Raw genomic sequence first — 15,856 nt, 5'->3', positions numbered from 1 at the left:
ATGATTGTAAACTTCTGGACTCAATTATCTCCCAAAGTATTTCCCGTCTCACAAATATTTCGCCATGATGACAACGGGTTATCCCGAATTACCTTTTGCGTCCGATGGCAGAAAAGTCTATACCTAAAGCCAATTAATCTATAAAAACAGAATTAACTCTTTATTCGCTGCACCAGACTTTCTTCACACAGTGGTTCTCTGAAATGAATTGCACATCGGGGTTGGTATTATTCCTGCCGCTTTATCCCCTCGCGATGAATTTAACGCTGTTGCAATAACAGCGTGGACGCTGCACGCCCACTGGAGGAAGTATGAAGTTCACATTAAATCCGATTGCGTTCGGAATATTAGCCGCGCAAGCGCTGTTTTATCCGGCAATAAGCGCGCAAGCCATTACGTTGGGAAGCTATTCACCGCAGGTGAATGACAACCTTTTTGGCGAGCAGAATATTAACGTCAACGGCAGCAATGAAACGCTGACCGGCAATCCTGATTTTGCCCCGGGAACGGATGGTTCCGTGAGTTCGAGCCTGGGGCAGGTGAACATTACATCGGGTGCGCAGTTTCTGAATCAGACGCGTCTTGATCCCGGTCCGCAGAACTTCGCCATCACCGTACCCGATCCGACCACGGGCGGTAACACCACCTTCCAGGTCTACAACTCCGCCAGCCTGGTGGCACAAACGCCAGTGACTTCCGATACCGCCGTGCCGGACGTGGTCAACGTTAACGGCGATCAATACATCAACACGCGCATCGCGGATGTTTCCAACGGTGGCCTGCTTAATGTGAATATTGGGCAAGCGAATGCCGCCAGTAGCGCCAGCACCAACAGCTGGAGCATGGCAGCGAAGCAAACCACGCTGTTTCAGGTGGGCAGCAACAGCACGCTGAACTGGAACTCCAACAATCGCATCAGCTTCTTCGGCACTGCTGCGACACCGGATGGTGCAGGCGCCACGCAATCCTTTCAGGTGCAGAACCTTGCGACCTACAACGGCAGCGTGAATGTGCAAACGCTGGATGGCGTCACACACACCTTCACCGTCACCAGCGCCAGCGAATTGCAGACTTACAATAACTGGCTGATTGGTCAGTTGCAGACGGACAATCTGGATAAAGCCAACTACCTGACCGAGTTCAACAAAGCGGTTACCGTCACCAATGGCAATATTGTGTACGACGTCAGCGCCACGCCGCCGGATGAAGTCACGCAGCCGATTGGCAACCGCATCGTGGTCAATGCCGATGGCCCAGACGCTCGCGTCAATCTCGCGGCGGGCAACACACTGGAAGTCGTGGGTTCGACAGGCGGGGCGATTAAAGCCTCCAACGGCGCGCAGGCGGTGATTGATGGCAAGCTCGCCAGCCGCGGCACCCTCGCCAATAACGGCACGGCACTGGTGCTCTCTGACCAGAGCAGTGGCAGCACCAGCACCACTGGCGTCATTAATGGCGGGTTCCTCAATCGTCAGGATGGCACCGGCATCGGCTCCACCGGTTATGGTGCCAACGGTGTGCTGGTGCAGAGCGGCAGCGCGTTTAACAACAACGGCATCGTGAATCTCGCTACCATCGGCAGTAACTCGCAGTATGGCGTGGCGGGGATTCGGCTGGAAGATGAGGCGACATCCAGCAACAGCGGCAATATCAACGTTGGCGTAAATGGTTCCAGTGCACGCGGCACCGCCTCTGGTGTGCTGCTGACAGCACCGACCTCCCTCTTCACCAACAATGCCGATGGGCAAATTTATATTGGCCGTGGCCCGCAAAATAGTCTGACCGACAGCGTAGCGGATACCGCGATGAATCAAAGCGGACTCACTAGCGGGATTGCGCTGGTGGCCAACGGCAGAGCGATCAACAACGGCAATATCGTGATTGGCTCAAAGGTGCAGAACGCGGCAGGCATGTCTGCAACGGGGGCCAGCGGCGTCACCATGGTCAATAACGGCACTATTGATGTGAATGGTGCTGCCGCGAGCGTGCCGCGTGAGAACGTGGGGATGTTGGTGACCAACAGCAGCGGCACCATCGATAACAGTGGCACCATCAACCTCAACGGCGTCAACGGTACGGGTGTGAAGGTGGTTGCCACCAATGGCAATACCGCGTCTGCCAGCTCAACGGGGGCCATCAACGTGGCCGGGGGGGCCGATCCGGCCAGCGGCACGCGTAACTTTGGTGTGTGGGTGGAGGGGCAGGGCTCCGGGCAGGCGAGCGCGGACGTCAACGGCCCGGTGAATCTAAGCGGCACGGGCGCGATTGGCGTGCACGCGCGCGGCAATGCCACAGTGGAAGTTGATGCCAACGCGATACCGACGTTCAGTAGCGGCAGCAATCAAATCGCTTTCTTCGCCTATGGCCCCAATGCGCGAATCAACGTGGCGGGCAATAATCCCTTCAATGTTACGACTTCCAATTCGACACTGTTCCGCGTTGAGCAGGGCGCAGATTTTGATGGCACCGATCTGTCGCTCACGGCATCAGGTGCAGGTTCTGTGGCGGTAAACGGCAGCGGCACCGGCGGTACCGAAGTGAACACCCGCAATGCCACGCTGAACGTCAGTGGTGCGGGGGCGACCGGCGTCAACATCGAAGGCGGCGCAACAGGCACCATCGACAATGACACCACTATCAACCTCACCGGCAATAACGCCATTGGCGCGATTGTCGATGGGCAGAAACATACGCTGGCGGGCAGCAACAGCGGGGCGCCGGTGGCCAGCACCACGTTAAGTTCTGCTGCGGCACTCAATTCGTCGCAAAGCGGGTTGATCGGCTATCTGGCACGCAATCGGGCCCAGCTCAATAACACCGGCGACATTGCTTTCAGCGGCGCGAATGCCACCGGCATACGCGTGGAGAGCGGTGCGACTGGCACCAACAGCGGTAACATCAATATTAATGACGGCGGAACCGGTATTGCGCTCAACAGCAGCGGCAGCACGGCCAATACCACGGCTAACAACAGCGGCAATATCAATGTCAACGGCGGCAGTGCCACCAACCGCAGCAGAGGCGTGAGCGCCAGCGGTAGCCGGGCGATTGCTAACCTCAACAGTGGCAGCTTGAATCTTAACGGTACTGGTGCGATAGGCGCGGAAGCGCTCAACGGTGCATTGGTGAATATTGCGGCTGGTTCGGCGCCTAATTTCAACAGCAGCGATCAGATTGCTTATCACGCGGCGGGCAGTGGTTCACGTATCAACTCTGCCGCCAACGCGCTGGACGTGAATACGCTGAATTCCAGCGGATACCGTATTGATGATGGCGCAGGCCTGAGCTTCAGCAACCCAGCGACGCTCACCGCCAGTGCTGCCAACAGCACCGGCGTGATCGTCTCTGGCCGTGGCAGCACGCTGAACACGGCGAATGTCAATCTTACCGCCAGCGGCCAGGGCAGCACCGCGATTCGTACCGAAGGCGGCGGCGCGACCACACTCGATAGCGGCAGCAGCATTAACCTGAGCGGCAATCGTGCCGTCGGTGTGCTGGTCAATAATCTGCGCACCGATCTGAGCAACGCGTTGGATGGCACGTCAGCAGCCACGATCGTTACCAGCAATGCCAATCTCAGTGGCGCAGGCAGTAATGCCATCGGCTTTGATGTCACCAACGGTGCCACGGTAGTCAACAACGGCACGGTAGACCTCACCGGCAGCAACAATATCGGTATCCGCTCGCGCGCGGGCAGCACACTGACCAATAACGGCACGGTCAATGTGGCGAACGGCACCGGGTTGGATGTGTCTGGCAGTGGCAGCACCCTGGCCAAAGGCGGCGTGATCAATGTCGATAATGGTGTGGCAGGCGTGCGCATCAGTGACGGCGCACAGCTGGCATTAACCGGCAGCGATACCGTGATCACCACGCGTGGCAGTGCGCACGGCATCCTGGTCGATGACGGTGCGAGCGCGCTCAGTGCCAGCGATGCCACAGTGAATGTCTTGGGGAGCGGCAACGGCATCGAAAACCGCGCCGAACTCAGCAATGTTAGCTTGAGCAACCTCACGCTTAATGTGGCGAATGGCAACGGTATCCGCACCGCAGTGCCGTTTGATTCTGACTCAACGGTGACCACCAATGTGTCAGGCAGCGGCACCGGCTTGAACATCGCCAATGCGGATGGATCGACTACCCGTGGCGATTTAACGCTGGGCTCGGGCTATCAATTTAATGTCACCGGCGCGGGTGGCACCGGTATTCGCGCCAACACCACCGGCAATGTCACCACCGCCGCAGATGTCACGATCGATAATCCGGCGGGCGGATCGGCACTGATCTCCAGCACGGCGGGCACTATCGTCAACACCGGGACGTTCACCTCCAACAGTCTGACCGCGCCGGTGGTGGATTTGCGCGGCGGCAAAACCCTCTTCGAAAACTTCGGCAACATCATCACCGTCAATCCACAAACCGTGGCGGTGGCAGGCAGCAATGCTAATGATGAAATCCTGCTGACCGAAGGGGAAGTGCGTGGCGATATCAACCCCGGCGGCGGGTCCGATGTGTTCCGCTGGACGGGCGGATCGCTTAACGGCAGCCTGACCATGGGCAATGACAATAACAATAACGCGGAGGTCAGTAAGGTGGATCTCGGCACCACCTATCACCTCACCAGCGGCAGCGGAACCGGAAACACGCTGACGTTTAATCAGATCGATTCTCGTGGTGGCAGCCTGGGCGCTGACGATCTCAATAAAGGGGTAAACCTGGGCAGCGGTTGGAGCACCATTAACTTTGCCGATACCCAATGGACGCTCACGGATAACCTCAAACTGGCGCACAGCACCATTAATATCGATGAAAATTCAACGCTGTATGCGGGCAACAATGTGCATCCGACGTTAGCGGGGGGCACGGCGGATTCACTCACGGTGAACAACGCCGGTATTCTCGACCTGACTAACGGCGCAGGATCGCCGGGCAACACCTTGAATATCAATGGTTCGCTGGCTTCCAGCGGCGGTCAGCTTAATCTGATCACTGACCTTAACGCAGGTGGCGCGCTGAGCAACCAGTTCACCGACCATCTCAATGTCACGGGTAATGCCACCGGCACCACGCTGGTCAACGTCAAACTGACCAACAGCAGCACCGGCGGATTAACGGACTTGAATCGCAATGGCGGCATTGAGGGTAACGAGGGGATTTCACTGGCACAGGTCGCCGGTAACGCTGGTCCTGATAGCTTTGCCCTGAAAGACGGCTATCTCGCTGCGGGGCCGTGGCAATACCGTCTTTACACTTTCGCACCGGGCAGTACCGATCCCAGCCAGCGTTTGGTCAGCGGCAGCGGCAACAATTACTGGGATTACCGGCTGGCGAATTATTACGTGTGTGAAGATGGCGCCAGTTGCCCATCGACCTTTATCACCGATGCATTTGGTTCTGAGCACTCCTACGATACGCGTCCCGCAGTGGTGCCGCAGGTACCATCCTACATTTCCGCACCGGTTGGGCTGGCGTATTACACCTCCGCAATCGTCGACGATTTGCATAAGCGTCTCGGCGAATTGCGTCATGAGCAGACACGGCCGGAAGGTGAGGGCGGCGAGATGTTCCTGCGCTACATCGGCTCCAACCTGAAGTACAAAAGTGATCAGAGCTTCCGTGATTACGGTTACGACTTCGATCTGGATTACAGCGCGGTGCAGGTGGGTGGCAACGTTCTGCGCCTCGACGGTGACAAAGACAGCCTGCGCGGCGGCTTAGCCTACACGCGCGGTAATACGCGAATTCGACCGGATGCCGCCGACGGCTACAGCAGCACCACCTTCGACAGCGACAGTCTGGCCTTTTACGGCACCTGGCAGCGTCAAAACGGGTTCTATCTTGATGGCGTACTGTCGTTCGACTGGCATCGTGGTGAAACCGATATCGCACGGCAAAAGCAAGAGGCGAAGCTAAAAGGTCATGGCTGGACGGCCTCACTGGAGAGTGGTTATCCATTTGATCTCGGCGATGGCTACAAACTGGAGCCGCAGGCGCAGTTGATGTACATGAAGCTGAACATGAACGACTTTACCGATGAAGACGGTAACAAGGTGCGCTACGGCGACTACAACCAGACCATCGGACGTTTAGGCGCAAGGCTTGATCGCACCTGGACGGATGACAGCAACCGCCAGTACACCCCTTACCTGCGTGCCAATTACTACAAAGGTTGGGGCGGCACGGTGGACACCAACGTCTATTCGTTGGAGAACCCTGCATTGAGCGCCACTTTCACCAGCGGCCACTTTGGTCAGATGTGGGAAGTGGGCGCAGGCGGGACCGCCACGTTGCAGAAAGATGTTTCACTGTATGCGGAGGCGGATTATCGCAAAGAGATCAGCGGCAACGGTGCCAAAGGTTGGCGCTACAACGTGGGCGTAAGGTGGCAGTTTTAAGTGATGACATTTCAAGAGTCGCCTTAAATTTCGTCGTCAATGCACTGCGGTATTTGGACAAGTCGCGATAAATAGCGTCAATAAACGGATGCGGTGTTCGGCCTGGTCGCCATCAATTGCGGGATGGGCTTAGGTACACATTGATGTGCACCTTGCTCATCTTGCGCCCCGGCAAAACCTTGATTTCATATACTCTAAATAAAATTTTATCTATCGATTTCTGCCATAAAAAACAGGGATATTATTCACTGTGGCTTTAATTCAGGATAAAAATTAATTCTCATCGCTAAAGACCGCTCCCTGCGCTGCCGAAAAGGTAAAAAAGTGTAATTGATTTTTTCCTTTAGCCTGCATCTTGCAAGGACAACACACATGCGGAACAACCAGCCCATCACACAGCGTGAGTTCATTTTTGATGATGACGCTACGCTGATGTCGACCACCGACCTCAACAGCTATATCACCTATGCCAACGACGCCTTTATTGAGGTCAGCGGTTTCGAGCCGGAGGAGGTCAATGGGCAACCGCATAACATGGTGCGTCACCCGGATATGCCGCCGGAAGCGTTTGCCGACATGTGGGCCACCCTGAAACAGGGCGAACCCTGGACCGCGCTGGTGAAAAATCGTCGTAAGAACGGTGATCACTATTGGGTGCGGGCCAATGCGATTCCGGTGGTGCGCGAAGGAAAGGTGCAGGGCTTCATGTCGGTGCGCACCAAACCTTCCGCCGGAGAGATCCGTCAGACCGAAGCGCTGTACCGTGATTTCCGTGAAGGGCGTGCTAAAGGCCGTCGTTTCCATAAAGGGCTGCTGATCGGCACCGGCTGGCGTCGTCTCGGCTCATTGCTGAAAACCCTGCCGCTGCGCTGGCGCATTCGATCCACCTTGATCGCCGTGCTGCCGTTGTCCGTGATCGGCGTCTGGCTGCTGGGAGTCGCACCGATGGCGCTGGGCGGTTTTGCCGCTGGCATGGCCGGTTTGTTGCTGTTGGCGAGTCTGTGGCTGGAGCAACAGATTTCCCGTCCAATGGAGCGTATCTGCCGCCAGGCATTGAGCGTCGCGACTGGCGCCAGTCATAAGGTGGATCAGTTAGATCGTGTGGATGAAATCGGGATCACGCTGCGTGCGATCGGACAGCTCGGCCTGATGTTCCGCTGGCTGGTGGATGATGTCAGCGGCCAGGCGATCAATGTACTCAGTGCCAGCGGTGCGATAGCGCGCAGCAACGACGAATTGAGCCGTCGCACTGAGCAGGCAGCGGCCAACGTGCAGCAGACCGCCGCCACCATGAATGAAATGACCGCCACGGTGAAAAGCAACACAGATACGGCTAATGAAGTGAACAAACTGTCAGAAAATACCAGCCATGCCGCGCTGAAAGGTGGTGAAGTGATGCAGGAGATGGTGGGGATGATGGCGGAGATCGCCGACAGCTCGAAACGCATCGCCAATATTACCAGCGTGATTGACGGTATCGCTTTCCAGACCAACATTCTGGCGTTAAACGCCGCGGTGGAAGCGGCGCGTGCCGGTGAGCAGGGCAAAGGGTTTGCGGTGGTCGCGGGTGAGGTGCGCAGCCTGGCGCAGCGTAGCGCCAGAGCCGCCAGTGAAATCAAAACGCTGGTGGAAACCAGCGCGGGTCGCGTGCAGTCGGGCAGTCATCACGCTGATGCGGCCGGGCGCACCATGCAGGATATTGTCGACCAGGTGCAAAACGTCACGGCATTGATTGCCCAGATCAGTTCTGCCACGGCGGAACAGTCCATCGCGTTAAGCGAAGTGAGTACTGCAGTGGAAGATCTCGACGATATCACGCACCAGAATGCCGCTCGCGTGGCGGAAAGTGCCGAAGCGTCCGGGCGCATGACGCGTCAGGCGAATCGCCTGGTGGAAGCGATCAGCGTATTCCGTTAAAGGAACTCGCACGCTGCGCGAAACGCGCCAAAGCGTCAGGAGAATCGCGTGCTGGAAGCGACCGGCGTGTTCCGCTAAAGCGTCTCGCGCGCTGCACGTAATGCGCCGGGTGGTGAGCCGACAATGCGTTTAAACGCCCGGCTAAACGCCGCCAGCGAGCCGTAACCGAGGTGGAAGGCAACGCTTTCTACCGCTTCGCCCTCATTGACGATCCGCTCTACCGCCAACCGCATGCGCAGTTCAGTGAGATAGCGCAGCGGCGTCATGCCAGTGGCTGTTTGAAAGCGGGCAGCAAACACCGAGCGTGAACTGCCCGATTCTCTCGCCAGGCGTTCCACCGTCCAGTTTTCGCCCGGCGCACGATGCATGGCCGCCATCGCCTGGCTTAGACGCGGGTCGCGCAGCGCCTGCACTAATCCGCTGCCCTTACCGCAGCCGTTCTCAACCCAACCGCGCACAATCTGCGCTGCCACCACATCTGCCAGACGGGAAAGAATGCCAGCGAAACCGGCTTTGCGGTCGCGGGTTTCGCGCTCCATCGCATCAAGAATCGGCTGGATTTCAGGGTACTGCGCCAGCAAGGTACTCACCAGCATGACATCCGGCATGGTGTGTACCAGCGGCTGCATACCGCCGAGTTCAAACGCCATGCAGGCGCTAAACAGAATCACATCGCTGTCGTCCGGACAGCCTTCGCTGCTGTCGCCAATGTCACAGACGCTGTCACAGATCGGTTTGCTGTTGAAGGTGTCGATCGGTTCACAGATGGCATCCTCGCTGGAGATCAGCGCGTGCGCTTTGCCATGCGGGATCAGCAGCGCATCACCCGCCTGCAACGGATAGATCACGCCAGACGCTGAGCGGATCATTAACGATCCACGGCCAACAAAGTGCAGCTGTGCCTTGCCCGGTGCGTCATCGTATTGCAAACCAAAAGGGGTATGTAAGGCGATACGCTGATATTTCACGCCATACAGGCGCATGCCCATCAGCAGTTCACTGGTCAGATCTTCATAGCGGCTCATACGAATCCAGACGAATTATCAAAAAACAAAGTTTTTGTATCATAGATCGTCTTGCGTCGTCTCACTATGCTTACAACCTGAATTTTTGTGATGGGGATCGCAAATGAGTCTGGATACTGAAGTAGTCGAAACAAGTATAGCGGTGGATAAACCCGCATGGGGCGCGGTGTTTGCCATGGCTTTTGGCGTGTTCGGTCTGATAACTGCCGAATTTCTGCCGGTGAGCTTGCTGACACCGATTGCCGACTCGCTGCAAGTGAGTGAAGGGCAAGCGGGACAAACGGTGACCGTGACCGCGCTGGTGGCGCTGCTCACCAGTCTGGTGATCGGTAACATTACGCGCCGTCTTGATCGTCGCCTCGTGATGCTGGCCTTCACGCTGCTGCTGATTGCCTCGGCGCTGCTGGTGGCATTTGCAGAGAACCTGCCGATGATCCTGCTGGCGCGGGTGCTGCTCGGCATGGCGATTGGTGGCTTCTGGACGCTCTCGACCGCGATTACCATGCGGCTGGTACCGAGCGATCAGGTGCCGAAAGCGCTCTCGATAGTGTTCAGTGGTATTTCACTGGCGACCATTATTGCCGCCCCGTTGGGAAGCTATCTGGGGGGCCTGATTGGCTGGCGTAACATTTTCCTGCTGACCGGTGTATTGGGTGTGCTGGCGCTGTTCTGGCAGTTCTTCACGCTGCCTGCGATGCCGCCAGAGAATAAAGCGCGCAGCGGCGGCGTGCTGGATCTGCTGCGCAACAGCCTGATGCGCTGGGGCATGCTGGCGGTGATCATGATGTTCACCGGACACTTTGCCTTCTTTACCTATCTGCGTCCGTTCCTGGAAAGTAGCGCACAGCTCAACATCAATCAGCTGTCGCTGGTGCTGCTGGCGTTTGGTGTGGCGAATTTCTTCGGTACTTCGCTGGCGGGCTTCCTGGTGACGCGTAGCGTCTCTCTGACGCTGACCGGCATGGCGCTGGTGATGAGCGTGACGGCGGTGGTGCTGGTGAGTTTTGGCAATCTGCCGTGGCTGGTCGGTGCGGGCGTCGCCATGTGGGGCCTGGCGTTTGGTTCGATGCCAACGGGCTGGTCAACCTGGATCTCCCGTGCGGTGCCGGATGATGCCGAATCCGGCGGTGGTTTGCTGGTGGCAACCATTCAGCTGGCCATCACTGCGGGTGCCGCGGCAGGTGGCTGGATGTTTGATCTTAACGGTGCGGGCGGTGTGTTCCTCGCCAGTGGCGTGCTGATGCTGCTGGCGGCGATCACTATTTTCACGCGCGTCAGGCATCACGGTTAAGGCTTGGGCGGTATCAATGCTGCTCAAGCAAAGATGCACTGGACCGGAAGGTCACCCTTAGGGTGACCTTTTTTTATTCTCTCTATCACAGCCATAAATCCTGCCTTTCAATCAAAACATGGATTTTTAACCCTTTGCACAGATGTTAATCCAAACGTGCTTTTATTGTTCAAATTAATAGAATGAGATTGGCAAATCTCTCCGCTTTTTTGTGATCAATTTCACGCCTATTATTTATCTCAACAAGGCGACTACGCCTTAGCTGATAAAACATTCACTGAGGAATTGACCATGAAATCTATCAAAACTTTTGCTGCTGTTGTTGCCCTGACTGTTCTGCCATTCGCTAGCTTTGCGCAAAGCATCACCGCAACGGATACCACCATCGATGGTGCCGAAGCGCAAATCGCTGCTCAGGCGCATAAAGTTGGTGCTTCCTATAAAGTGACTGAAGCCAACTTCAATAACGGCGTGCACATGACTGCCGAACTGACCAAATAAGTTTGCGTTAACGTTCTGTGCTGACAGGGTGCCTTAGGGCGCCCTGGCGGCGTTGGTCACCTGATAAAAACCTGTCGCTTTCCTCTCTAAATGATTACTATTCTCAAAAAAAATCATCCTTCGTCAGCTCGCCTCGGGCTGTCTTTTTAAAATTGGTTGCACTGTCGAGCTTTCACTTCACTGCCATAAGGCGGTGGATTTGCTATGGAGAAGTTATGAAAGCGATTAAAACAACATGGGCGCTGCGTCCATTGCTGCTGGCAACGGCGCTGTTATCTTCCTCTGCGGTGCTGGCTGCGGAGTCTCAACCGCTGAACCAGGTGATTTCCAAAGGGGCCTACGAACTGGCGTTCAGCAACAGCGATAACGCGCTGTTCCTCGCCACGGCGCAAAACGCCAGCGGCAAAGGTGGCACCGTCTATCGTCTCGATCCGCAGGATCTGTCGGTGAAGCAGACCATCAGCACCGAACTGCCCACCTTTGGCGCTGCCATCAATCAGAAAACCAACACGCTGTTCTTTGGTAACACGCGTGACGCGGCGCTGACCTCGGTGGATGCCAGCAGCGGTAAAGTGCTGAACTCGCTGGTGCTGGATGCGCGTCAACGCAGCGAAACTGTCCGTCCACTGCAGCCGCGTGAAGTGGTCGCCGATGCGGCAACTGACCGCGTGTATGTCACTGGTCTCGGTGAGCAGAGCGTGGTGTGGGTGGTGGATGGCAAAACCCTGAAGCTGGTTAGCACCGTCCCAAACACCGGTAAGATGGGCACCGGTTTGGCTATCGATTCTGCGGCGCAGAAATTGTATGTGACCAACGCCGATGGCGAACTGGTGACCATCAACACGCGCCTCAACGCGATTGAAAAACGCCAGAAAATTGATAGTGATAAAGATCACTTCTTCCTGAATATCGCGCTGGATACCCAGGGCCATCGCATCTTCCTGAGCGACTCGAAACAGCCTCAGGTGCTGGTGCTGGATTCCCGCACTCAGCAGGTGATTCACAAGATTGATGTGCCAGAATCTCTGGCGGTACTGTTCAATGCCGATCGCAACGAACTGTACGTCACGCATCGCAAAGCGGGTGAGATCAGTATCATCGACGCGAGCAGCTATAAAGTGAAACGCACGGTGAAAGCACCTGGCCTGCCGAACAGCCTGGCGCTGTCAGCAGACGGTAAAGCGCTGTTTGTCAGCATCAAGCAGCCGGGCACGCGTAAAGAGCCACCAAAAAACCCGGATAGCGTCCTGCGCATCGCGCTGTAAGCAGCAGTTATCTGAAACTCAAGGGCGACATGTGTCGCCCTTTGCATTTCCCGCCTTTCGTTACCCAACTCCCTTCGCTTTTACGCTACCTTTACCTCGACAACACCAATGGAGAGGAAGCAATGAGCCAGTTTTTTATGCATGAGAAAAACGATCTGGTGAACGAAGCCATCGAAGGGGTTTTGCTGAGCACGCCATGGCATAACCTGAGCCGCCTCGATCTCGGTGATGAGATCCGCGTGGTGGTGCGTACGGATTGGGATAAGAGCAAAGTGGCGCTGATCTCCGGCGGCGGATCGGGGCATGAACCGGCGCATGCCGGTTTTGTCGGCAAAGGCATGCTCACGGCGGCGGTGTGCGGAGACATTTTTGCCTCACCGAGCGTCGATGCGGTGCTCAATGCCATCATCAATGTCACCGGCGATGCCGGTTGCCTGTTGATTGTGAAGAATTACACCGGCGATCGATTGAACTTCGGGCTGGCGGCGGAGAAAGCGAAAAACCTCGGCTACAACGTCGAGTTGGTGATGGTGCAGGACGATATTGCGCTACCGGAAAATCCACAGCCACGCGGCATTGCCGGGACGGTGCTGGTGCATAAGATCGCCGGTTTTGCCGCCGAGCAGGGGCAATCGCTGGATAAGGTCAAAGCGCTGGCACAACGCGCGATTGATGCCACCTCATCGATTGGTCTGGCGTTCGCGACCTGCCATATCCCCGGCGAAAAGCGTGATGAACGCGTGGAAGCAGGCCATAGCGAACTGGGCATGGGCATCCACGGTGAGCCGGGCGTGGTGACGCTGGATACCCAAAACAGCCGAAAAATCAGCAGCATTATGACCGATAAACTGGCGCAGTCCTTGCCAGACGGCAAACAGGCGCTGCTGTTGATCAATAACCTGGGCGGCTTCTCCCAACTGGAGCTGGCGGTGTTGACGCGTGAAGTGTTGCAGTCGCCACTGGCGGCGCGGGTTACCCATCTGATCGGCCCGGCAACCCTGGTCAGCGCGTTGGATATGAAAGGGTTCTCACTGTCATTGCTGGCGCTAGAGGAACCGTTCCTGGAGGCACTGAATGCGCCAGTGCAAGTGCTGGGTTGGGTGCCGGTCTATGACTTCGCCCCGATCAGTTTACAGAGTGCTGAAAAGGTTGGCAGCGTGCTGGATTTCGATCCGTCCGAGAATGCTCAGGTAGCTGAGTTGGTGGATCGCTTGACGCAGACGTTGATTGATCTGGAAAGTGAACTCAACGCGCTGGATGCCAAAGTCGGCGACGGTGATACCGGCTCAACCTTTGCGGCAGGTGCGAAGAAGATTCAGCGCGGTCTGCGTGACAAGCAGCTGCCGCTGGATGAGCTGCCAACCCTGATGGCGCTGATCGGTGAACAACTGGCCACGGTGATGGGCGGCTCAAGTGGCGTGCTGATGTCGATTCTGTTCACCAGCGCCGGTCAACAGCTTGAAGAGGGCAGCGCTTTGCCGCAGGCGTTGATGCACGGTCTGGAGCGTATGAAGCATTACGGTGGCGCGCAGCCGGGACATCGTACGTTAGTGGATGCGCTGCAACCGGCGCTGGAGGCGTTAGTGGCGGGTGAGTCACTGGCCGCTGCGGCGAAAGCCGCTCAGCAAGGTGCGGATGCCACGGCAAAAATGCAGAGTGCCAAAGCGGGACGTTCAGCGTATCTGAATCAGCAGAGTCTGGATGGGGTGAAAGATCCGGGTGCTTACGCCGTTGAGAAGGTGTTTGCGGTGCTGGCTGGTTGATTATTGCTGTTCTAATAGCATGCAACTTTATGGATTTTAGGGGGGAGCCTAAAGGCTCCCCCCTACGCATAATGGTAGCGGCGCGACGTATCGCGCGCACATGAAGCGATGTTACTGCTTACGACTACTCATTGTCGTTCCCCTACTCGTTGGTGTGGTGCCCAGCTTACGGGGTTCACTTCATCAATTACGCCGCTAAAACGCAACCTTACTCAGCCGACTCGCGCATCATCTCTTGATGCGGGATATCCGCCAGAATTTGCTCGAAGCTGCGCAGACGTTTGTAGATCGACATCAGTTCTACCAGCGTTGACCACGACGAGATCAGATACTGGAACGACGATCGTACCTGATCAAACACATTGGTTATCTGGTTGAGCAAACCGAGCGTAATGGTCCCGGCCACAATCGACGGGAACAGCAGGAACAGCCCGAACACGTTATCGACCTGTAGATAGAGAATGCGGGTGATGTTGAAATAGAGATAGTGGAAATAGAGACGGAAATAGTTAAAGCGCACGCGGCTAAACAGCTCATTCACCGTCGGCGGTGACGCGCGATCGACGTTGTCTTCGCCATACACCAACTCTTTACGATAGGCAGCTTCAACTCGCTGATTGCGGAACTCCAGCCCCGGTAATTTAATCCCGACGATCGCCAGCAGTCCGGTACCAAACACCGACCACAGCACCGCCGCAATCACCAGCGCATACGGAATGTTGCCTAGCAGCGGGATATCTTTGACGTGGTGTGACAGGGTGATCAGCACCGGCAGGAACGCCACCAGCGTCATAATCGCCTGAATAAAGCTCACGCCCCAATCTTCCAGCGTGCTGGCAAAGCGCATGGTGTCTTCCTGAACACGCTGTGCGGCACCTTCAACATGGCGCAGGCGCTGCCAGTTATGCATGTAATAGTTGTTCATCGCGGTGCGCCAGCGGAACACCCAGTGGCTGATAAAGAATGAGTTCATCACGCCAATCACTACCGCAATCAATGCGATACCTAAAAAGGCGAGAACCTGCTGGTAAAATTCAGCAATCTGCACCGATCCAGCTTTGGTTAAGGCCTTTTGAATCAAATCATAGAATGGACCATACCAGGCATTGACCGCTACGCCGACCTGCACACCAAACCAGGTGACAAAGATGATTAAGGCTGCGCCCCACACTGACCAGCGCTGCCACGGATGGTTATCAATCACCTTCCAGGCAAGGGCGAAAATCGCCGCAACAATCCAGTAATAGGCATAGAACCATAACTGGCTGGCGTGAATAAAACGGCTGGCATTGGTGGGCAGCGGCTGTTGCATCGCCGCATGCAGCGAAGGCCACAGGGCAGGCAAATCATTGGCAAAGCCGAACCAGGCGAAAATCGCAATCAAACTCCAAATCGCGGCCGAGCTGAAAAACAGCGCTGGCCGCGGAAAATAGGACTTAAACATAGGCACTCCGCTGTTGTGTGTACTCTTTTATACCGCGTCAGACAGTGTTTTGTCTGTTGTGGGTTGTATCTGACGATGACAGCATCGGCGCAGTTATGTAAAGCAGCGCTGTGAGTTGTTAAGTATTTTGTGCGCATTTGTTTCTAGAAACTAAATTAATACTGTTTGTAGTGTTACACTATGCGCACTGTTACCGGTAACAGTGACGCTGTATCCCTTAAGCCACAACTAAAAAAACAATACAACGCAACGAGT

General features: G+C 56.1%; 8 protein-coding genes. 6 read left to right on the top strand and 2 right to left on the bottom strand.

The genetic code is table 11. The features are described 5' to 3' along the window. Positions 1–311: 311 nt before the first annotated feature. The gene (locus ACCW76_RS05810; RefSeq protein WP_436338004.1) at positions 312–6,395 is read left to right on the top strand and encodes an autotransporter outer membrane beta-barrel domain-containing protein; all 6,084 of its coding nucleotides are present in this window, start codon (positions 312–314) and stop codon (positions 6,393–6,395) included. A gap of 372 nt (positions 6,396–6,767) precedes the next feature. After that, positions 6,768–8,312, top strand: a complete 1,545-nt coding sequence (locus tag ACCW76_RS05805) for a methyl-accepting chemotaxis protein (RefSeq protein ID WP_436338003.1) — start codon at positions 6,768–6,770, stop codon at positions 8,310–8,312. 74 nt (positions 8,313–8,386) lie between these two features. Here the strand turns inward: ACCW76_RS05805 and ACCW76_RS05800 are convergent, their stop codons facing one another. Next, positions 8,387–9,337, bottom strand: coding sequence for an AraC family transcriptional regulator (locus ACCW76_RS05800; RefSeq protein ID WP_038643594.1), 951 nt, complete (start codon positions 9,335–9,337; stop codon positions 8,387–8,389). A gap of 103 nt (positions 9,338–9,440) precedes the next feature. Here ACCW76_RS05800 and ACCW76_RS05795 point away from each other — a divergent pair, with 103 nt between their 5' ends. The 4 genes from ACCW76_RS05795 to ACCW76_RS05780 all read left to right on the top strand — a co-directional run bounded on the left by ACCW76_RS05795 (position 9,441) and on the right by ACCW76_RS05780 (position 14,157). Next, positions 9,441–10,628, top strand: a complete 1,188-nt coding sequence (locus tag ACCW76_RS05795) for an MFS transporter (protein WP_436338002.1) — start codon at positions 9,441–9,443, stop codon at positions 10,626–10,628. Positions 10,629–10,919: 291 nt separating this feature from the next. Beyond that, the gene (locus tag ACCW76_RS05790; protein WP_200680765.1) at positions 10,920–11,129 is read left to right on the top strand and encodes a DUF1471 domain-containing protein; all 210 of its coding nucleotides are present in this window, start codon (positions 10,920–10,922) and stop codon (positions 11,127–11,129) included. Positions 11,130–11,344: 215 nt separating this feature from the next. Continuing rightward, positions 11,345–12,394: a YncE family protein gene (locus ACCW76_RS05785; RefSeq protein WP_436338001.1), complete on the top strand. Its 1,050-nt coding sequence runs from the start codon at positions 11,345–11,347 to the stop codon at positions 12,392–12,394. 122 nt (positions 12,395–12,516) lie between these two features. After that, entirely contained in the window at positions 12,517–14,157 is a 1,641-nt protein-coding gene (locus ACCW76_RS05780; RefSeq protein ID WP_436338000.1) for a dihydroxyacetone kinase subunit DhaK, read from the top strand. A gap of 208 nt (positions 14,158–14,365) precedes the next feature. Here the strand turns inward: ACCW76_RS05780 and sbmA are convergent, their stop codons facing one another. Further along, positions 14,366–15,601 carry a peptide antibiotic transporter SbmA gene (gene sbmA, locus ACCW76_RS05775; RefSeq protein WP_436337999.1) on the bottom strand — a complete coding sequence of 412 codons (1,236 nt, stop codon included), beginning with the start codon at positions 15,599–15,601 and terminating at the stop codon, positions 14,366–14,368. Positions 15,602–15,856 lie beyond the last annotated feature (255 nt).

Origin of the sequence: Pantoea sp. C8B4 (assembly GCF_051336905.1) — a bacterium.
Classification (GTDB): Bacteria; Pseudomonadota; Gammaproteobacteria; order Enterobacterales; family Enterobacteriaceae; genus Pantoea; species Pantoea rwandensis_B.
Note: the sequence above shows the minus strand (reverse complement) of the source record. Positions and strands in the feature narration are given on the sequence as shown.

Bases quoted from the DNA above. Each gene is read 5' to 3' on its own strand.
- ACCW76_RS05790 (WP_200680765.1), top strand. From the start codon at position 10,920: ATGAAATCTATCAAAACTTTTGCTGCTGTTGTTGCCCTGACTGTTCTG.
- ACCW76_RS05785 (WP_436338001.1), top strand. From the start codon at position 11,345: ATGAAAGCGATTAAAACAACATGGGCGCTGCGTCCATTGCTGCTGGCA.
- ACCW76_RS05810 (WP_436338004.1), top strand. From the start codon at position 312: ATGAAGTTCACATTAAATCCGATTGCGTTCGGAATATTAGCCGCGCAA.
- ACCW76_RS05795 (WP_436338002.1), top strand. From the start codon at position 9,441: ATGAGTCTGGATACTGAAGTAGTCGAAACAAGTATAGCGGTGGATAAA.
- ACCW76_RS05805 (WP_436338003.1), top strand. From the start codon at position 6,768: ATGCGGAACAACCAGCCCATCACACAGCGTGAGTTCATTTTTGATGAT.
- ACCW76_RS05780 (WP_436338000.1), top strand. From the start codon at position 12,517: ATGAGCCAGTTTTTTATGCATGAGAAAAACGATCTGGTGAACGAAGCC.
- ACCW76_RS05800 (WP_038643594.1), bottom strand. From the start codon at position 9,337: ATGAGCCGCTATGAAGATCTGACCAGTGAACTGCTGATGGGCATGCGC.
- sbmA (WP_436337999.1), bottom strand. From the start codon at position 15,601: ATGTTTAAGTCCTATTTTCCGCGGCCAGCGCTGTTTTTCAGCTCGGCC.